Below are 18,464 nucleotides of genomic sequence, written 5' to 3' on the forward strand. Positions count from 1 at the left end.
CTCAGGCTCCGGTCGAGCCCGCCCGGCGCCGGACGACGGGCGGCTCGCTGGACCAAGGGAAGTCGATCCAGCGGTCGGTCCGCCGCCACACGTAGTCGCAGTGCACCACCGAGTGCGGCTTCTCGTAGACCACCGCCGTCCGCACCTCGGTCACGTGCCCGGCGCAGAAGTCGCGCACCAGCTCCAGGGTCTTGCCGGTGTCGGCGACGTCGTCGGCGACCAGCACCCGCGCGCCGGTCAGGTCGACGACGTCCAGGGTCGGCGGCAGCACCACCGGCAGGTCGAGCCGCTGGTCGACGCCGGTGTAGAACTCCACGTTCATCACGAACAGGTTCTTGACGTCGAGGGCGTAGCCCAGCGCGCCGCCGAGGAAGAGCCCGCCGCGGGCGATGGAGAGGATCAGGTCCGGCTCGAAACCGTCGGCGGCGACCTGCCCGGCGAGCTCGCGCGCCGCGGTGCCGAACGCCTCGTAGGTCAGGACCTCGTGCTCGTCGCCCACGCCGGTCGATGGTGCCAGTCGGGACCGCGGAGCGCTCAGGACTGGGCACCGGGCGGGACGGCGGGCAGGCTGACCGCATGACGAGCCTCCCGCCCGCCGTCCGTCGGCTGCTGCCCTGGCTGCTGGGCTGGTGGGCGGTGCAGGCGGTGCTCGCCGTGACCGGCCGCCTGGTGGCACGGCGCAAGGACGAGGGCGACGAGAGCACGGCCGGGATCCGGCGGGTCGTGGTGGTCGGCGGCGAGGAGCTGCGGCCGGTCCACCCCGAGCTGTCGCGGGTGCGGCTGGACGTGCTCATGGGCGGCGTCCGACTGGACCTGACCGCGGTGCCCAAGGTGCCCGGCGGGGTGGACCTCACCGTGCGGGCGTCGATGGGCGGCGTGGGGGTCCGGGTGCCGGCCGGCTGGCACGTGTGGTGGAGCTGCCGCGGCGTGGGCGGGGTGGGCGTGGCCGAGGGCGCTGACCTCTTCACCACCGACGACGAGCGCGGGGCCGACCTGCGGGTGCACGCCGACCTGCTCCTCGCCGGGGTCGGCCTCGAGACCGCGCCGCAGGACGACAGCTGGGGCCGCTGACCGCTCGACGGGAGCCGGTCGCACGTGGCGGGCGAGGGGACGTGTTCGGCGCCTGCTCCACCGCTGCTCCCTCCTGTGAGCGGGGGCGGAGGTCGCGAGGAGGGACCCCGCCCCGGCCGGGTGACCTCGGGGCGGGAGGTGTCCCGTCCCTGGTCGGCGGACCACGGGCCGGTGGCGAAGACCAGCCGGTGCGCGCCTGCGACGGTCGCGCCCGCGCGGGTCCAGCACGTGCGTGGAGACGCTCACGAGACGAGCTCCCGCACCCGCAGCGCCGTGATCTCGGCCAGCTGACCGGTCACCTCGGCCCGCTCGGTCCCCTCGTCGTTGACCAGCCGGCGGCGCAGCTCGGCGAGCACCTCCTCCGGGGACCGGCCGGCCGCACGGATCAGGAAGACGTGGCCGAAGCGCTCCTCGTAGGCCCGGTTGCCCTCGGCCAGCGCGGTCCGCGTGGCGTCGTCCGCCGAGCCCACCGCGCTCTGCTCCCGCCGGGAGGCCTCCGCCTCGGGTGAGGAGCCCTCGGGCTGCTCGCCGATCCGCGGGTGGACGCTGATGGCCAGCTCGACCTCCTCCCACGGCAGCCCGCGGACGACCTCCTCGGTGCGGGCGACCAGCGCGTCGACGTCCGGGTAGGGCCGGCCGGCCACCACCGCTGCTGCGAACCGCGGCGCGGCGTTGCACGCCCGGAGGGCCTGGACGGCGCGGTCGGCGGGCTCGGCGTTGAAGTCGTCGAGGGCGGCCATGCGACGAGGATGGCAGCCGGCGGTCCACGTGGCAGGGTCGACGGAGGCCGCCCCCGGAGGACGTCCGCGACGAGGCGGGGTGCCCGCCGGCGACCGTCGTCGAGCGGGCCGTCCCGGGCCGACGCGGCGCGCGGGTCCCCCTGCCGTAACCGGCCGTGGCGGCCCCCGACCTACCATCCCCTCGTGATGGCGGAGTGAACGACGAGGACGCCGACACCTCGCTGTTCGCCGGTGGGGGCGAGGTCGGCCGCGCGATGGCCGCGGTCGACTGGTCGCAGACGCCGCTCGGCCCGCCGGAGCAGTGGCCCTCCGGGCTGCGCCACACCGTCCGCATCCTGCTGACGTCGCGGTTTGCGATGTGGGCCGGCTGGGGTCCGGACCTGGCCTTCCTCTACAACGACGCGTACCGGCACGACACGCTGCAGGCCAAGCACCCGTGGGCGCTGGGCCGCCCCGCCTCCGAGGTGTGGGCCGAGATCTGGCGTGACATCGGGCCGCGCACCCGGGAGGTGCTCGACGGCGGCACCGCCACCTGGGACGAGGACCTGCTGCTCTTCCTGGAGCGCAGCGGCTACCCGGAGGAGACGTACCACACCTTCTCCTACAGCCCCCTGCCCGACGACGAGGGCGGCACCGGCGGCCTGCTGTGCGTGGTCACCGAGACCACCCAGCAGGTCGTCGGCGAGCGCCGGATGGGCACGCTGCGCGACCTCGCCGCGGCGCTCGGGGCGGCGCGCTCCGCGGAGGCCGTGCTCGCCGCCACCGCCGACCAGCTCGCCCGCAACCCCGTCGACCTGCCGTTCAGCGCCGTGTACCTGGTGGACGACGAGGGCACTGCCCGGCTGGGCGCTGCGGTGGGCATCGAGCCCGGGTCGCCCGCCGTCCCCCGGGTCCTGACCGACGACTCCGGGACGTGGCCGCTGGCCCGGTTGCTGGCCGGCGACGACGTGCTGGTGGAGGACCTCACCGACCTAGGCCCCGGCCTGCCGACCGGTGCCTGGGACCGCGCGCCGGTGCAGGGCGTCGCGCTGCCGATCGCCTCCTCGGCGCCGGAGCACCAGGGGGTGGCCGGCTTCCTCGTCGTCGGCCTCAACCCGCACCGCCGCTGGGACGACGCCTACCACGGCTTCCTCGGCCTCGTCGCCAACCAGGTCTCCTCCGCCCTCACCAACGCCGGCAGCTACGAGGCCGAGCGCCGCCGGGCCGAGGCGCTGGCCGAGCTGGACCGGGCCAAGACCGACTTCTTCAGCAACGTCAGCCACGAGTTCCGCACCCCGCTGACGCTCATCGCCGGCCCGGTCGCCGAGCTGCGCGCCTCCCCGGCCGCGGCGTCCGACCCGCGGCTGCGCGAGGAGCTCGAGGTGATCGAGCGCAACGCGCAGCGGCTGGGCAAGCTGGTCAACACCCTGCTGGACTTCTCCCGCATCCAGGCCGGCCGCATCGACGCCCGCTTCGAGCCCGTCGACCTGGCCGCCACCACCGCCGAGCTGGCCAGCGTCTTCCGCTCGGCCGTCGTCCGCGCGGGGCTGGAGTTCACCGTCGACTGCGCGCCGCTGGACGCGCCGGTGCACGTCGACCGGGACATGTGGGAGAAGGTCGTCCTCAACCTGCTCTCCAACGCGCTGAAGTTCACCTTCACCGGCGGCATCGCCGTGCGGCTGCGGCAGGACGACGGCGGCGCGCGGCTGACGGTCAGCGACACCGGCACCGGCATCCCCGCCGACGAGCTGCCCCGCCTGTTCGAGCGCTTCCACCGGGTGGCCGACGCCCGCGGCCGGTCGGGCGAAGGCAGCGGCATCGGCCTGGCCATGGTGCGCGAGCTGGTCGCCCTGCACGGCGGCAGCATCGACGTCGAGAGCACCCCGGGCGCCGGGACGACGTTCACCGTCACCCTGCCGATGGGCACCGCCCACCTGCCCGCCGACCGGCTGGCCGACGCCGCTCCGGACACGTCCGCGGTCTCGTCCGCCGCCGTCCCCTTCGTCACCGAGGCCATGCGCTGGCTGCCCGGTGGGGACGGCGCGCCCGGCGCCGAGCTGCCACCGGTCGTCCCGCGCCCGGCCGCGGTCTCCGGGCGGGTCCTGGTCGCCGACGACAACGCCGACATGCGGGGGTACGTGCGGCGGCTGCTGGGTCCGCACTACGACGTCCGCACCGTCGCGGACGGCCGGCAGGCGCTCGAGGCGGCGCTGGCCGACCCGCCCGACCTGGTCGTCAGCGACGTGATGATGCCCGGGCTCGACGGCATGGGGCTGCTCGCGGCCCTGCGCGCCGAGCCGCGCACCGCCCGCGTCCCGGTGGTGCTGCTCTCGGCCCGGGCCGGTGAGGAGGCCGCCGTCGAGGGCCTGGCCGCCGGTGCCGACGACTACCTGGTCAAGCCGTTCTCCGCGCAGGAGCTGCTGGCCCGCGTCGGCGCGCACCTGGAGCTCGGCCGGGCCCGCCGCGCCGCGGAGGAGCAGTTCACCGCGATGGCCGACCTGGCGCCGGCCCTCATCTGGGTGGCCGACCCCGACGGACGTCGGGTGTTCGTCAACCGCGGCTGGACCGAGTTCACCGGCCGCCCGGCCCGCGAGGAGGTCGGCGACGGCTGGGCGCAGGGCCTGCACCCCGAGGACCGCGACCGCTACGCCGAGGTCGTCGCCGCGGCGACCGCCCGCCGCGAGGGCTGGGAGGTCGACGTCCGGCTGCGCCGAGCCGACGGCACCTACCACTGGCTGCTGGAGCGGGCCGTACCGATCGGGGGGAGGCCGATCGGTGCCGGGGAGACGTTCGCCGGGTACGTCGGCAGCTGCACCGACATCAACGCCCGGACCCGCGAGACGGCGCGACAGACGCTGCTCGCCGAGGTCGGCACGGCCCTGGACCGGGAGACCACCGTCGAGGGCCAGCTCGGCGCGCTGGCCCGGCTGCTGGTCGACCGGCGCCTCGCGGACCTCTGCACGGCCCGCGTGCTGGGGGACGACGGACGGCTGCGCTTCGCCGGGGTCGCCGGGCTCCACGGTGCGGCCGAGGCCGCCATGACCGCTCTCGACCCCGACACGGGGATCGGGGCCGAGGTGGTGACGACCGGCCGGAGCGTGCTGCGGGCGCAGCTGCCCCCGCTGGCTCCCGACCGTCCGGAGATCGCGGAGGCCCTGGCCGTCGGCTCGGGGATGGCGGTGCCGCTGTCCGTCCGCGGCCGGGTCCTCGCCGTCCTCGCGCTCGCCCGGCACCCGGACTCGCCGCCGTACGACGACGACGACCGGGTGCTGCTCGAGGAGGTCGCCGGGCGGGCCGCCCTGGCGGTGGACAACGCGGTGCTGCTCGCCGAGGAGAGGGCGGCGGCGCGGCGGCTGGCGCTGCTGCAGCGGGCGACCGCCGAGCTGTCCGCGGCGACCACCCCGCTGGAGGTCGCCGAGGTGGCCGGCGGGCACGTCCGCGCGCTGACCGGCCCGGACAGCCGGGTCGCGGTCTACGAGGTCGACCCCTCGCACCGGGCGCTGTTCGCGCTGGCCATCGACGGTGGCAGCCCGGCCGGCCGGGAGCTCTGGCGGACGCTGCCGATGTCGACCCCGGTGGTGGCCACCACGGCCGTCAGCGAGCGACGCCCGATCTGGGTCGAGGACTTCACTGCGCAGCCCGCGGCCGACCGCGGACTGGCTCCCGAGCTGGCCGCGTCGGAGCGCGACTTCGGGCTGGCCGCGGTGGCGGCCCTGCCGCTGACCGTGGCCGGCCGGGTGGTCGGCGTCCTGTCGGTGGCCTGGCCCGAGGTGCGGCGCTTCTCCGCCACGGACCGGGCGATGCTGCTCGCCGTCGCCGAGCAGTGCGCCCAGGCCCTCGACCGCGCCCGGCTGTACCGGGCCGAGCGGGGCATCGCCGAGACGCTGCAGCTGAGCCTGCTGCCGGCGCAGCTGCCCGCCCTGGAGCGGCTGGCGCTGGCCGCGCACTACCTGCCCGGCGCCGAGGGCAGCCAGGCCGGCGGGGACTGGTACGACGTCGTCGAGCTGGCCGACCACCGGATCGCGATCGCCGTCGGCGACGTCGTCGGCCAGGGGCCGGCCGCCGCCGCGGTCATGGGGCAGCTGCGCAGCGCGCTCTCGACCGCCCTGCTGCAGGGCTGCGGCCCGGCGGAGGCGCTGGAGCTGCTGGACCGCTTCGCCGCCCGGCTGCCCGGCGCGCTGGCCTCCACCGCGGCCTGCCTGGTCGTCGACGGCGCGGCCGGCACGGTCTGCTGGGCCCGCGCCGGGCACCCACCGGCGCTGCTGGTGACGCCGGCCGCGGCGCAGCTGCTCGACGGCGCCGGCTCCGGGACCGTCCTCGGCGTACCCGGACGACGTCCCTACACCGAGGGCACCGCCGACATCGCTCCCGGCGCGACCCTGCTGCTCTACACCGACGGCCTGGTGGAGCGCCGCGGGGAGGTCCTCGACGACGGGCTCGAGCGGGTCCGGGCCGCGGCCGCCCGGCACGCCGCGGCCGACCCGGTCGCGCTGACCGGGCAGCTGCTCGCCGAGGTCCTCGCCGACGCCGCCCAGCCCGACGACGTCGCGCTGATCGCCGCCCGGCTGCTGCCGGAGCCGCTGGCCGCCCGGCTGCCCGCCGACCCGCGCCGGCTGTCCGGCGTCCGCCGGGCCGTGGCGGCGTGGACGGCGGCGGCCGGGCTGCCCGGGGACACCGCCGAGGACCTGCAGCTGGCGCTGGGCGAGGCGCTGGCCAACGCGGTCGAGCACGCCTACGGCGCGTCCCCCGACGACGGCGAGTGCAGCTACCGGCTCGCCCGCGAGGCCGACGGCAGCGTGCGGGTCGAGGTGCGCGACACCGGCCTCTGGCGGCCGCCGCCGGCCGACCGCGGCTACCGGGGGCGCGGCCTGGAGCTGATCGAGGCGCTGGGCACCGACGTCGAGGTGGTGCACGCCCCCGGGGTCGCCGGCACCACGGTCCGCTTCCGGGTGGCTCCCGCCGTCCCCGGCCCGGCGGTCCGTCTCGAGCGGGCGCCGGCAGCTCCCTCGGCTGACGGCGCGACGAGCGTGGCCGTGCACGACGAGTCCGGCGGCCCACGCCTGGAGGTGCACGGCGAGGTCGACCTGGCCACCGCGGCGCGGATCCGCCAGCAGGTGCTCGCCCGGCTCGAGCAGCTGGCCCCGGGGGCGGTCGCGACGCTGGACCTCCGGTCGACCGGCTACCTGGCCAGCGCGGGCGTCGGACTGGTCCTGGAGGCCGTCACCCGGGCACGGCGGGCCGGCGTCGAGCTGCGGGTGCTGACCCGGCCCGGGACCCCGCCGGCGCGGATCCTCGCCCTGGCGGGGGTCGACGAGCAGGCCTGGGAGGAACTGCAGGCGTGACGACGCGCACATTGGGCACCCCTCGGGTGATCGGGGGTGGGCGTGCACGAGGATGACGCGGCACCCGGCCCGAGCTCTCGGCCGGAGGGAGGACCGGACGAGGTGGACCGAGCGGTGGGCGGGGCCCGGGCGCCGCTTCCACGCCCGCGGAGCGGCGTCGGGTCCCCGGTCCTGTCGCGGCACGCCGCCGCGGTGGTGCGCGGGGACGCCGACCTGCTGGCCGTGGCCCTGCCCTTCCTCGACGCCGGGCTGCGCGCCGGGGACGTCGTCGCGCTGGCCTGCCCGCCCGACGTCGTGGCGCTGCTCTGCGGCGAGCTCGGTGAGCGCGCCGGGCAGGTCCGCGACGACCCGCGGCTGAGCCTGCTCGGTGCCCGGGCGCCCGACGCGCTGGCCCACGCCCGGCAGACCGCCGAGCAGGCGGGCAACGGACAGCTGCGCGTCCTCTCCCTCGTGGACTTCGGGCCCACCCCGGCCGGCTGGCGCGAGGGGGTGCGGTTCGAGTCGGCGACCAACCGGGTGGTGCAGGGCACGCCGGTCGACTGCCTCTGCCTCTACGACCGGCGCCGGCTGCCCGCAGCGGTCGTCGAGACCGCTGCCACCACCCACCCCTTCCTGGTCGTCGACGGTGCGTGGGCGCCGAGCCCGGTCTACCGCGACCCGGCGGAGTACCTGCCCCGGCTGCCGTGGCCGCGGGAGCCGGTCGAGGACACCGAGCCGGTGCTCGCCCTCGACGACGTCCCCACCCTGGTGGCGCTGCGCCACGGGATCGGCCGGGTCCTCGCCGACCGGGTGCCCGACCGCGACCAGCGGGAGGACCTGCACCTGGCCGCCGCCGAGGTCGCCGCAAACGCCTTCCGGCACGGCGTCCGGCCGGTGTCGGCGCGGATGTGGACCGACGGGGATCGGCTGGTCTGCGCCATCACCGACTCCGGGCACTCCTTCGGCGACCCGCTGGCCGGCTTCGTGCCCGCCCACGGCGCCGACCTCGGCCGTGGCGGCATGGGCCTGTGGCTGGCCCGCAAGCTCTGGGACTCCGTCGACCTGCTGCCCGGTCCCGACGGGCTCACCGTCCGGCTCAGCACCCGCCTGCGCCGCGCTTGACGCCGCTGATACCTCACTGCTGAGGTATCGGGGGTGGGGGACGCCGTCGACCAGATCCTGGCCCAGTGGGCCCGGGAGCGGCCCGACCTCGACTGCAGCCCGATGGGCGTCATCGGGCGCATCTCCCAGCTGCAGCGCGAGGTCCACCTCGCCCAGCGCGCCACCTTCGCCCGCCACGGTCTCGACGTCCCCTCCTTCGACGTGCTGGCCGCGCTGCGCCGAGCCGGGGCCCCGTACCAGCTGACCCCCTCCGCGCTCATGCGGACCGCCCTGGTCACCTCCGGCGCGATCACCCAGCGGCTGGACCGGCTGGAGGAGAAGGGGCTGATCACCCGTGAGCGCAGCGAGGCCGACGGGCGGGCCGTCGTCGTCACCCTGACCGAGGCCGGCCGGGCGGCGCTCGACGCCGCGCTGCCCGACCACCTGGAGACCGAGCGCCGGCTGCTGGCCGGGCTCCCCGACGACGATCTCGACGCCCTCGCCGGCCTCCTGCGCCGCCTGCTGGTCGCCCTCGGCCGCGTGCCCTGACACTGTCGGCCTAGTAGGCCGACCATGTGAACGGCTGGCCGGTGGCCTCGAGCACCGAGAGCCACAGGTCGCCCTGGGGGTCGACCTGGTTGCGGCTGGCGGTGGCCAGCGCGATGGGCACGTGCACGAACCGGCCGTGCCAGCGGCCGACGACGGTCGCCGTCCGGCCGGCCATGGCGGCGTGGACGGCGGCCTGCGCCAGCCGTTGGCAGTAGACGCTGTCGAAGGGGTTGGCCGGCACGCTGCGGATGGCGTAGCCCGGGTCGACGTAACGGAGGCTGATGTCGCGGCCGCCGTCCCTCGCCGCGGCGGTGATCCGGTCGCGCAGCAGCGCGCCGACGTCACCCAGCCGCAGGTTGCCCGAGGCGTCCCGGTCCTGGGGCTGTCCCGCGAAGAGCTCCTGCCCGGCGCCCTCGGCGACGACGACCACCGCGTGCCCCTGCCGGTCGAGCACCCGGTCGAGGTGGGCCAGGAGCCCGTCGAGGTCGAGGGGCACCTCGGGCACGAGGACGACGTCGACGTCCTCGCTGGCCAGCGACGCGTAGGCGGCGATGAAGCCCGAGTGCCTGCCCATCAGCTTGATCAGCCCGACCCCGTTCGGCGTGGACCGCGCCTCGGTGTGCGCGGCCCGGATCGACTCGGCGGCCCGGCCGAACGCGGTCTGGAAGCCGAAGCTGGCGTCGATCCACGGGATGTCGTTGTCGATCGTCTTGGGGATGCCGACGACGGCGATCGGCAGGCCGCGGCGGGTGGCCTCGTCGGCGATGTCCTGCCCACCGCGCAGGGTGCCGTCGCCGCCGATGACGAACAGGACGTCGATGCCACGCGCGACGAGGGTGTCGACCATCTCGGCCGGGTCCTGGCCGCCGCGGGAGGTCCCCAGCACCGTGCCGCCCTGGTCGTTGAGCCCGCGGACGGCGGCCGGCGTCAGCTCGACCGCGTCGGCCGCACCCGCGCGGTTCAGACCGCGGTAGCCGTTGCGGAAGCCGGTCACCGAGGCGACGCCGTAGTGGCCGCACGCCTCCAGCACCAGGCCGCGGATGACGTTGTTCAGCCCGGGGCACAGCCCGCCGCAGGTGACGACGCCGACGCGGGTGCGGGGCGGGTCGAAGAACAGCCGGGAGCGCGGTCCGCCGGGCTCGAAGGCGGGCAGCTCGCGGGTGGGCAGCCCGCGGCGCACCGCCATGTCGAGGGTGTCGTCGAGCAGCACCCGGTCGGTCTCGGCGACGTAGTGGACGCTGTCCCGCGGGTCGAGCAGGGAGCCGTCCAGCGGGGAGGGGACGGTCGCCGGGCCCAGGGTGCGGACCGTCAGGTCGGCCGCCGTCAGGCAGAGCTGGTCTCCGGTGTGCACCCGCCCGATCGTCCGCGCGTGGTGTTCCGTGCGGGTTTCGGGACCGGCCTGCTGTGCCGGATGACGTCGCTGCCGTCGGGGAGCGGGCCGCGGAGGGGTCCGCGACGAGGCGGCGGGCGGGCTCGACGCTCGTCGGGGACGGCTCGTGGCCGCGGTGTCGGCCGGTAGGCCGACCGTGTCACAGCCCCGGGACGTCGTCCGGGGCGAGGTCGGGGCGCACCCGCACGAAGCGCAGCGGGTGGCGGAAGACGCCGGCCTGCAGCGCGGCGTCCGCGCTGACCTCGACGACGACGTCCGGGCGCACGCGGGTCAGCGGCACCGACAGCCGGCCGCCGCCGAAGGCGCCGGTGCCGATCCGCTCGGGCCACGGGTGGTCCGGCCCGGCGAGGGTGAGGACGTCGGCCAGCTCGGCGGACTGCGCGGGCGAGAGCGGGCTGGTCCGGCCCACGACGACCAGCTCGCCGTCCCGGTAGCGCCCGACCACCAGCTGGCCGGGCCGCTCGAGCGACCCGATGACGCCGCCGGCCAGCACCTCGGTGGTCTCCCAGGACTTCACCTTCAGCCACTCGCGGCGACCGGGCGCGTACCGGGTGCCGGCGCCCTTGGCGACCAGCCCCTCCACCCCGGCGGGGCGGAAGTCGGCTGACCACTGCCGGGCCTCGGCGGGGTCGGTGGTGACCGGGGAGAGCTGCATCGGCGGGGCCCAGCGGGCGGCGAGCTCCTCCAGCGCCGCCCGCCGCTCCCGCAGCCGGCGGCCGCGCAGGTCGGCGCCGCCGAGCGCGAGGAGGTCGAAGGCGACGTAGGAGGCGGGGGCGGCGGCGACCAGCGCCCCGATCCGGCCGCGGGAGGCGACCATCCGCTGCTGCAGCAGCCCGAAGTCCAGCCGCGAGCCGTTCCAGACGACGACCTCGCCGTCGAGCACCGTGCCCGGCGGCACCTGGGCGACGGCCGCGGCGACGACGTCCGGGAAGCGGGAGGACAGGTCGCGGCCCTGCCGCGACCAGACCCGGGTCGTGCCGCCGGTGCGGACGACGACCAGGCGGTAGCCGTCCCACTTGGGCTCGTAGAGGACGCCGCCGGGCAGCGCGTCGGCCCGCGGGAGGTCGCGCACCGGCTTGGCCAGCTCCACCGCGACCGGTCCGGCCAGCTCGGGCGGCACGTCGGGCACACCGGGCACGGACAGCGGCACGACGGCCAGCGTGGGGCTTGCCGGCCCCGTGGGGAGGGCGCTGAGCTGCCGGTTCACCCCTCCGGGGCAGGTCGCCACGCTCCGCGAGGACGCCGGGGTCCCCGCACGAGCGACACAGGAGGTCAAGACACGATCCGGCATCGGCGGGGTACCAAGGAGGTGATGACCGAGCGCAAGCCCCCGGGGATGGCCTTCGAGACCTGGATCGACCACCAGATCGCCCAGGCGCAGGAGCGGGGTGCGTTCGAGGGGCTCGGGGGCGCCGGCCGGCCGCTGCCGCGGCTGGACAAGGAGCAGACCAGCTACGAGTGGGCGCTGGAGTGGGCGCGCCGCCAGCAGGCCGACCCGCGCGACCTGCTGCCGCCGGGCATGGCGCTGCGCCGTGAGCGCGAGGACCTCGCGCTGCGGGTCCCCCGGCTGCCCAGCGAGGCCGCGGTGCGGGCGACGGTGGCCGAGTTCAACGCCCGCGTGGAGCAGCACTGGCGGCGTCCGGCGGACGGGCCCGACGCCGTCCCCGGCCTGGCCGACGAGGACGCGCTCGTGCGGCTGTGGCACGCCACCCGGCCGCCGCCCTCGCAGCCCGAGCCGGTCGCGGCACCGCCGTCCGCCCCGGCGCGCGCCCGCTGGTGGCGGCGCCGCCGTTCGCCCCGGGCGTAGCGCCGGGTGCATCCGCCGCGGAGCCGTCGGGTACGTGGTCGATCCCGAGATGAGGAGGTCGCCATGACCGAGGTACCGGGCACCGACCGCGACGCGGCGCGTGAGCACGTCCTGCACGAGACGCCGCTGGTCCCCGAGGACGTCGACGACACCGACGACGACCCGCGCACCACCGACGAGCCGAGGAACCGCGGCGACGAGGGCGAGACCGGCGACGAGGTCAAGCCGCCGGCCGGGAGCACCGACTTCGGCACGCCCTGAGGACCCCGTCCTCCTCGCCACTCGCCGGCTCGCGGCGAGCCTCTCGACGGGGCCGCGGCGGGCCCGTGCAGGGGCCCACCCGCAGCGGTTCCCCCTGGCCGCTGCGGGTGGGGGTCCGGCGGGTCACGGCCGGGCGTCCGGGAAGGAGTCGTTCGACTCGCCCGAGGTCAGGGGGCGCGGGTCCCTGCCGGCCCGGTCGACGATCCACGCGGTGTCCCGGGCCGTGCCGTCCAGCGTCAGGCTCCAGTACAGGACCCGCCGGCCGTCCGGGGTCCACGTCGGGAACCACTCGTCGACGCCGTCCTCACCGGTCAGCTCCCGCACCTGCCCGCCGTCCGCCCGCATCGTGTAGAGGTCGCGGTCCGCTCCGCCGCGGTTGCTGCTGAACACGATCGTCCGCCCGTCCGGGGAGTACTCGGGGGTGTCGTCGAACACGCCGTCCGCCGTCCGGGTCAGCCGGCGCAGGCCCGAGCCGTCGGTGCGCATCCGGTAGACCTCGGCGTTGTCGAAGCCCGCCAGGGTCGAGCCGAACGCGATGTGCCGCCCGTCCGGGGACCACGAGGGGGAGTAGTCGGTGACGAAGGGGGTGGCGGTCAGCCGGGTCACCCCCGTGCCGTCGGCCGCCATCCGGTAGATGTCGCCCTCCGGGTCGTCCCGGTCCGACACGAACACGAGGGCGTCGCCGTCCGGGGACCAGTCGGGCGAGTGGTCCGCGGCCGGGCTGCCCGGGCCCGCCGTGTTGTGCGTCAGCTGCCGGACGTCGGAGCCGTCGGCGTCCATCACGAAGACCTCCAGGTCGCCGTCCCGGCCGCTGACGAAGGCCAGCTCGCGGCCGTCGGGTGACCAGACGGCGTCGCCGTCGTCCACGTCGTCGTGCGTCAGCTGCACGACGCGTCCGTCCGCCCGGACCCGGTAGATCTCGGTGTCACCGTCGCGGTCGCTGGTGAACACGTACGGGAGCACCCGCCCGCCGGCCTGCGCGGGCACGGCCAGGAGGGGCACGACGCCGAGCGTCGACACGAGGAGGACGGCGGTGCGGCGCATCGAGGACCACCTGCTCCGATCCGGTCGGCGTCCGCTCGGCGTCGAGGGGACGGTCCGGACGGTGCGCCGTCCGGATGGGGACGAGCGTGGCGGATCTCCGCCGCGGCCGGATCGGGGTCAGCCCTGGTCCCGCTCCGGGGTTCCCCCCGGGCCTTGTCGGGGGACCGCCGTCCTCCCCACACTGGTAGCGGGACGCACTCGGTGGCGCACCCCAGGTGATGAGCCCTGGTGCATGGGGGGACGACGATGTCGCAGCGCCTGTTCGAAGCGTCCCCGGTGTCGCGCCTGGGCCGGTGTCGTGCGTTCGTCGAGAGCCTCGACGAGGTCGAGGACCTCGCCGGTGTCCGGGACGTCCTGCTCCCGGGACTGGCCGGTCTGCTCGCCGCCCACCTGGCCGTCTACCACGAGGTCGACCGCCGGGCCGGTCGGGAGCTGGCGCTCGGCTGGCCGGCCGAGGTCTACCGCGCCGAGTTCCTGGGCGGCTACCCCTCGGTCATGGCGCAGCACCCGATCGTCGCCTACACCATGGCCCTGCCGGCCGTGGGCGAGCCGCTGCGCACCTCGGACCTGGTCAGCCGGCGGCAGTGGCAGGCCAACCCCGTCTACCGCGAGGCGTACCACCGGCTGGAGGTGGACGACCAGATCGCCTTCGGTGCCACCGACGACGGGTCCGCGTTCACCGGGATCAGCCTCGGTCGCTCCGGTCGGGCCTTCACCGACTGGGAGCGGGACCTCGTCGGGCTCCTGTCGCCCCAGGTCGGCCGGGCACTGCGGCGGGCCCGCCGGTCCGGGGTCGCGGTCCCGGCGCTGCAGGTCGCGCCGCTCGTCGTCCCGACGGTCATGGGCGGGGGAGGGAGGCACCGTGCGTCGCCGACCCTGGCCCTGCCGTCCCCCCGTCCCGCCACGGCGGAGGGGGACCCGCTGACCGCGCGCGAGCGGGAGGTGCTGCGCCTCGTCGCCGAGGGCCGGTCGAACGCGCGCATCGGCCGCGAGCTGCACCTCAGCCCGAAGACCGTCGAGACCCACGTCGCCGCGGTCTTCGCGAAGCTCGGCCTGGCCCCCCACCCGGACGACAACCGCCGGGTGCTCGCGGCGCTGGCCTGGCTGCGGGCGGGCTGAGGCGGCTACAGCAGGTCGAACTCGTTGAACGCCGCCCCGCCGGACAACCGCGCGTAGCCGGGCCCGCGGTCGAAGAACGGCTCCTCGCCGGTGCGGGCGGCCCGGATCTCCGTCCGCAGGGCCGCGGTGGCCGCCTCGTCGGCGGTGCCGTCGTCCCGCACCACCACGCCGTAGTCCGCCCGCGCGCCGGCGACGCTCACCTTGCGCCAGGCGATGTCGCGCAGCACCTCGTCGACCGGCCGGTCCAGCGGGTCGCCCCACCCACCGCCCCCCGTCGTCCGGATGCGGACGACCGTGCCGGCGGCCAGCGGCTCGGCGTCGGCCAGCGCGTCGACGTCGTGCTCGTCGGGGCCGCCCGGGTCCACGGTGATCTGGAACGGCCGCCCGGCGCGACCGCCGGCGACGCCCCAGCAGGACAGGATCGAGCGGTCGGCGATCGACATGAAGTGCGCGTCGCGCAGCACCCGGATGTGCTTCTCGTAGCCGCAGCCGCCGCGGTGGCGGCCGGGGCCGCCGGAGTCCAGGGCCAGCCCCAGCCGCTCCACCCGCAGCGGGAAGCGGCTCTCGGTGAACTCGGTCGGCAGGTTCCGCGAGTCCGGGACGACGTGGATGGTGTCCTCGCCGTCGGCGTAGTACCGCCCGCCCGAGCCGCCGCCGAGCACCTCGCGCATCAGGTAGGGCTGGCCGTCGGCGTCGGTGCCGTACACGCCGGTGTAGCGGATGGTCTCCTGGTCGGCGGGCATCCGGCCGCCGGTCGCCTTGGCCAGCACCCCGGCCAGGACGCCGAGCAGCCGCAGGATGACGAACGTCCGCGCGTTGGTCGGCGCCGGGAACACCGGGGTGAGCAGCGTGCCCTTCTCGGGGAAGCGCATCTCGATCAGCGGGACGACGCCCTCGTTGACGTCGAGCTCGGCCATCCGCTCCGGCGTCTCGGCGAGGTTGCGCAGGATCGGCGCCAGCCACTTCTTGAGGAAGTTGCCGTCGGCGTGATCGCCGCAGTGGTTGATCGGCCCCTTGGCCTGCGGCCCGGTGCCGGTGAAGTCGATGACCAGCGGGACGTCGGCGGCACTGTCCATGGTGAGCGTGATCCGCTGCCGGTGCAGCTTGGGTGGCTCCACGCCGTCGTGCTCGGCGTAGTCCTCCCAGACGTAGGTGCCGTCGGGGATCTGCGAGAGCACCTCGCGCCGGTAGACCTCCGTCGAGTTGGCCAGGATCGCGTCGAAGCAGGCCTCGACGGCGGGCACCCCGTACCGCTCGAACAGCTCGCCCAGCCGCCGCGCGCCGGCCAGGCAGGCCGAGCACTCGGCGTCGAGGTCGGCGGCCAGCGAGTCGGGCATCCGCGAGTTGCGGGTCATGATCGTCATCGCGGCCTCGTTGCGGACGCCGCGGTCCCACAGCTTGATCGGCGGGACCATCAGCCCCTCCTCGTACACCGAGGTCGCCGCCGAGGGCATCGAGCCGGGTACGGCGCCGCCGATGTCGTCGTGGTGGCCGAACGCCTGGACGAAGGCGACGACCTGCGCCTCCGGACCCGCAGGGCCGTCCACCTCGGCGAACACCGGCACGGTGACGCACAGGTCGGGCAGGTGCCCGATCCCGCCCTCGGAGAGGTAGACGTCGTTGTGGAAGTAGACGTCGCCGACGTTCATCGTCTCGATCGGGTGGTCGCGCACCACCGGGTGCACCAGGGCGGAGTACGAGCGGCCGGTCAGCTTGCGCAGCTCCCGGTCGTGGATGCCGGCGCGGAAGTCGTGCGCGTCGCGGATCATCGGCGACCGCGACGTCCGCCCGATCGAGGTCTCCACCTCGCGCTCGATCGCGGCCAGCGTGCCCGCGACGATCTCCACGAGCACCGGGTCCGCGGTCATCGGGCGTTCCTCTCGATCAGCAGGTTGCCGTGGGTGTCCACGGTCGCGCGGAAGCCGGGGTGCACCGGGACGGTCGAGCCGAACTCCTCGATCACCGCCGGACCGGGGACGACGTCGCCGGGGGCCAGCTCCGGCCGGTCGTACGTCGGCGTCTCCACCCAGTCGTCGTCGAAGAAGACCGGCCGGGAGCCCGTGACGGCCCGGTCCGGCCCGGACCCGTCGGCCGGTGCCAGCTCGACGAGGTCGGGACGGCGGATCGGCCCGATGCCGCTCACCCGCAGGTTCACCCACTCGACGGCCTGCCGGGGGTCCTCGGCGAAGTCGTAGCCGTAGAGCTGGCGGTGCGCGGCGTGGAAGGCCTGCGCGACGGCCTCGGCAGCCGCGGCGCCCAGCTCGCCGTCCGCCACGGGGACGCGCACCTCGAACGCCTGGCCCACGTAGCGCAGGTCGGCGCTGCGCTGGATCCGCTGCCGGTCGCGGGGGAAGCCCTCGCCGTCCAGGGCCTCCCGTGCCCGGGCCTCCAGCTCGCCGAAGACCGTGCGCACGCGGTCGAGGTCGAGGTCGGCGTGCCGGCTGATCGTCGTCTGCACGTGGTCGTTGCGGACGTCGACGGTGAGCAGGCCGAACGCGCTGAGGTTGCCGGGGTCCGGCGGCACGAGGGTGCGGGGCAGACCGAGGACGTCCATCAGCCGGCAGGCCAGCAGCGAGCCGGAGCCGCCGAAGGTGGTGAGCGTGAAGTCGCGGACGTCGAGGCCCCTGGCGACCGTGACCTGGCGCAGCGCGTTGGCCTGGTTCCACGCGGAGATCTCGAGGATGCCGGTGGCGGTGCGCTCGAGGTCCAGGCCCAGCGTGCTCCCGAGTCGCCGCAGCCCCTCGCGCGCGGCCTCGGCCGACAGCGGGATCTCCCCGCCCAGCAGGTGCGGCGGGATCCGGCCGAGCACCACGTGCGCGTCGGTGACGGTCGGCTCCGACCCGCCGTCCGGGTAGCAGATCGGTCCCGGGTCGGCGCCGGCCGAGCGGGGCCCGACCTTGAGCGTGCCCTCCGGCGACAGCCAGGCGATCGAGCCGCCGCCGGCGCCGACGGTGACGACGTCGATCATCGGGATCTTCGACGGGTAGGCGCCGACCGAGCCCTCGGTGGTCAGCGTCGGCTCGCCGCCCACCACGACCGCGACGTCGGTGGAGGTGCCGCCGCCGTCGCAGGTGAGCACCCGGTCGAAGCCGGCCGCGCCCGCGACCAGGGCCGCGCCGAGGGCGCCGGCGGCCGGCCCGGAGAGCATCGTGGTGATCGGCTGGTGCACGACCTCCTCGGCCGACAGCACGCCGCCGTTGCTCTTCATCACGTAGAACGGCACGCCCGGGGCGATGCCGTCCAGGCGCTCGCGGATCGCCGTCACGTACGCACCCACCCGCGGCTTCACCGCGGCGTCGACCAGCGTGGTCACCGAGCGCTCGTACTCGCGGTACTCGCGCAGCACCTCGGAGCTGATGCTCACCACCGCGTCGGGGTGCTCCTCGCGGAGGACCTCCAGGACGCGGCGCTCGTGGGCGTCGTTCGCGTAGGAGTGCAGCAGGCAGACGCCGATGGTCGCCACCCCGGCGTCGCGGAGGGACCGGGCGGCGGCGCGGGCGTCGCCCTCGTCGAGGGGGCGCACCTCGTGGCCGCGGGAGTCGAGCCGGCCGCGCACGGTGCGGACCAGGTCGGCGGGGACGATCCGCGGCGGCTTCACCCAGAAGTAGCTGTTGCCGTAGCCGTCGGGCACCGACTGCCGCGCGATCTCCAGCACCGACTCGTAGCCCTCGGTGGTGATGAAGCCGATCCGGTCCAGCCTGCCCTCGAGCAGCTGGTTGGTCGCGACCGTCGTCCCGTGGCTGACCGCGGTGATCGCGCCACCGTCCAGCCCCAGCAGGTCGAGCACCTTGCGGACGCCGGTGAGGAAGCCCTCCGCCGGATCGGCCGGGGTGGACGGCGTCTTGGTGGTCGTCGTCCGGCCGGTCGCCTCGTCCACCGCGACGACGTCGGTGAAGGTCCCGCCGGTGTCGATGCCGATGCGGACGCGGCGCGGCTCCATGCGCCGATACCTTAGGGCTGAGATACCTCGGCGGGAAGCACCAGACGACGGCGATCGCTCGGGTTGTGCTCGACGTGGGATCTGGTCACCCCGATGACCCGCGGTGCGAACCCGTGTCTTCCGGCCTGGATCGGACGTCCTG

The 18,464-nt window shown here is 76.0% G+C and carries 14 protein-coding genes; 7 read left to right on the plus strand and 7 right to left on the minus strand.

What is annotated here, in order from left to right:
- Window position 1: 1 nt before the first annotated feature.
- Window positions 2-499: a phosphoribosyltransferase gene (locus BLS21_RS17295; protein ID WP_091221256.1), complete on the minus strand. Its 498-nt coding sequence runs from the start codon at window positions 497-499 to the stop codon at window positions 2-4.
- A 77-nt stretch (window positions 500-576) separates the two neighbouring features.
- Between BLS21_RS17295 and BLS21_RS17300 the strand changes: the two genes are divergently transcribed.
- The gene (locus BLS21_RS17300) at window positions 577-1,071 is read left to right on the plus strand and encodes a hypothetical protein (protein ID WP_091221260.1); all 495 of its coding nucleotides are present in this window, start codon (window positions 577-579) and stop codon (window positions 1,069-1,071) included.
- A gap of 242 nt (window positions 1,072-1,313) precedes the next feature.
- Here the strand turns inward: BLS21_RS17300 and uraD are convergent, their stop codons facing one another.
- Complete coding sequence (uraD, locus tag BLS21_RS17305; RefSeq protein ID WP_091221263.1) at window positions 1,314-1,811, minus strand: 2-oxo-4-hydroxy-4-carboxy-5-ureidoimidazoline decarboxylase; 498 nt, start codon at window positions 1,809-1,811, stop codon at window positions 1,314-1,316.
- Window positions 1,812-2,005: 194 nt separating this feature from the next.
- On the opposite strand from uraD, the gene BLS21_RS17310 reads away from it, so the two are divergent.
- The 3 genes from BLS21_RS17310 to BLS21_RS17320 all read left to right on the plus strand — a co-directional run bounded on the left by BLS21_RS17310 (window position 2,006) and on the right by BLS21_RS17320 (window position 8,761).
- Window positions 2,006-7,132, plus strand: a complete 5,127-nt coding sequence (locus BLS21_RS17310) for a SpoIIE family protein phosphatase (RefSeq protein WP_091221266.1) — start codon at window positions 2,006-2,008, stop codon at window positions 7,130-7,132.
- A 102-nt stretch (window positions 7,133-7,234) separates the two neighbouring features.
- Entirely contained in the window at window positions 7,235-8,233 is a 999-nt protein-coding gene (locus tag BLS21_RS17315) for a sensor histidine kinase (protein WP_175479611.1), read from the plus strand.
- Between the two features lie 33 nt (window positions 8,234-8,266).
- Entirely contained in the window at window positions 8,267-8,761 is a 495-nt protein-coding gene (locus tag BLS21_RS17320) for a MarR family winged helix-turn-helix transcriptional regulator (RefSeq protein WP_091221271.1), read from the plus strand.
- A 10-nt stretch (window positions 8,762-8,771) separates the two neighbouring features.
- Here the strand turns inward: BLS21_RS17320 and BLS21_RS17325 are convergent, their stop codons facing one another.
- Entirely contained in the window at window positions 8,772-10,112 is a 1,341-nt protein-coding gene (locus tag BLS21_RS17325) for an ATP-dependent 6-phosphofructokinase (RefSeq protein ID WP_091221274.1), read from the minus strand.
- Between the two features lie 178 nt (window positions 10,113-10,290).
- Window positions 10,291-11,301 (minus strand): ATP-dependent DNA ligase, encoded by a 1,011-nt coding sequence (locus BLS21_RS17330; RefSeq protein WP_091221457.1) that lies wholly within the window; start codon window positions 11,299-11,301, stop codon window positions 10,291-10,293.
- A gap of 162 nt (window positions 11,302-11,463) precedes the next feature.
- Here BLS21_RS17330 and BLS21_RS17335 point away from each other — a divergent pair, with 162 nt between their 5' ends.
- A complete protein-coding gene (locus BLS21_RS17335; RefSeq protein ID WP_091221276.1) occupies window positions 11,464-11,958 on the plus strand; it encodes a DnaJ family domain-containing protein in 495 nt (164 codons plus the stop codon).
- 63 nt (window positions 11,959-12,021) lie between these two features.
- Window positions 12,022-12,219, plus strand: a complete 198-nt coding sequence (locus BLS21_RS17340) for a hypothetical protein (RefSeq protein ID WP_091221279.1) — start codon at window positions 12,022-12,024, stop codon at window positions 12,217-12,219.
- 123 nt (window positions 12,220-12,342) lie between these two features.
- Here the strand turns inward: BLS21_RS17340 and BLS21_RS17345 are convergent, their stop codons facing one another.
- Window positions 12,343-13,263, minus strand: a complete 921-nt coding sequence (locus BLS21_RS17345) for a TolB family protein (RefSeq protein ID WP_091221282.1) — start codon at window positions 13,261-13,263, stop codon at window positions 12,343-12,345.
- Window positions 13,264-13,509: 246 nt separating this feature from the next.
- Here BLS21_RS17345 and BLS21_RS26250 point away from each other — a divergent pair, with 246 nt between their 5' ends.
- Window positions 13,510-14,382 carry a helix-turn-helix transcriptional regulator gene (locus BLS21_RS26250; RefSeq protein WP_281241950.1) on the plus strand — a complete coding sequence of 291 codons (873 nt, stop codon included), beginning with the start codon at window positions 13,510-13,512 and terminating at the stop codon, window positions 14,380-14,382.
- A 5-nt stretch (window positions 14,383-14,387) separates the two neighbouring features.
- Here the strand turns inward: BLS21_RS26250 and BLS21_RS17355 are convergent, their stop codons facing one another.
- Window positions 14,388-16,250, minus strand: a complete 1,863-nt coding sequence (locus tag BLS21_RS17355) for a hydantoinase B/oxoprolinase family protein (RefSeq protein WP_091221285.1) — start codon at window positions 16,248-16,250, stop codon at window positions 14,388-14,390.
- Complete coding sequence (locus BLS21_RS17360; protein ID WP_091221288.1) at window positions 16,247-18,322, minus strand: hydantoinase/oxoprolinase family protein; 2,076 nt, start codon at window positions 18,320-18,322, stop codon at window positions 16,247-16,249. The genes BLS21_RS17355 and BLS21_RS17360 overlap by 4 nt, the downstream gene beginning before the upstream one ends.
- Window positions 18,323-18,464 lie beyond the last annotated feature (142 nt).

Source organism: Geodermatophilus siccatus (genome assembly GCF_900103785.1).
In the GTDB taxonomy this organism is placed as follows: domain Bacteria; phylum Actinomycetota; class Actinomycetes; order Mycobacteriales; family Geodermatophilaceae; genus Geodermatophilus; species Geodermatophilus siccatus.

What these genes read in the sequence shown, in the direction of transcription:
- BLS21_RS17300 (WP_091221260.1), top strand. Translation starts at nt 577, where the DNA reads ATGACGAGCCTCCCGCCCGCCGTCCGTCGGCTGCTGCCCTGGCTGCTG.
- uraD (WP_091221263.1), bottom strand. Translation starts at nt 1,811, where the DNA reads ATGGCCGCCCTCGACGACTTCAACGCCGAGCCCGCCGACCGCGCCGTC.
- BLS21_RS17335 (WP_091221276.1), top strand. Translation starts at nt 11,464, where the DNA reads ATGACCGAGCGCAAGCCCCCGGGGATGGCCTTCGAGACCTGGATCGAC.
- BLS21_RS17340 (WP_091221279.1), top strand. Translation starts at nt 12,022, where the DNA reads ATGACCGAGGTACCGGGCACCGACCGCGACGCGGCGCGTGAGCACGTC.
- BLS21_RS17345 (WP_091221282.1), bottom strand. Translation starts at nt 13,263, where the DNA reads ATGCGCCGCACCGCCGTCCTCCTCGTGTCGACGCTCGGCGTCGTGCCC.
- BLS21_RS26250 (WP_281241950.1), top strand. Translation starts at nt 13,510, where the DNA reads ATGTCGCAGCGCCTGTTCGAAGCGTCCCCGGTGTCGCGCCTGGGCCGG.
- BLS21_RS17355 (WP_091221285.1), bottom strand. Translation starts at nt 16,250, where the DNA reads ATGACCGCGGACCCGGTGCTCGTGGAGATCGTCGCGGGCACGCTGGCC.
- BLS21_RS17360 (WP_091221288.1), bottom strand. Translation starts at nt 18,322, where the DNA reads ATGGAGCCGCGCCGCGTCCGCATCGGCATCGACACCGGCGGGACCTTC.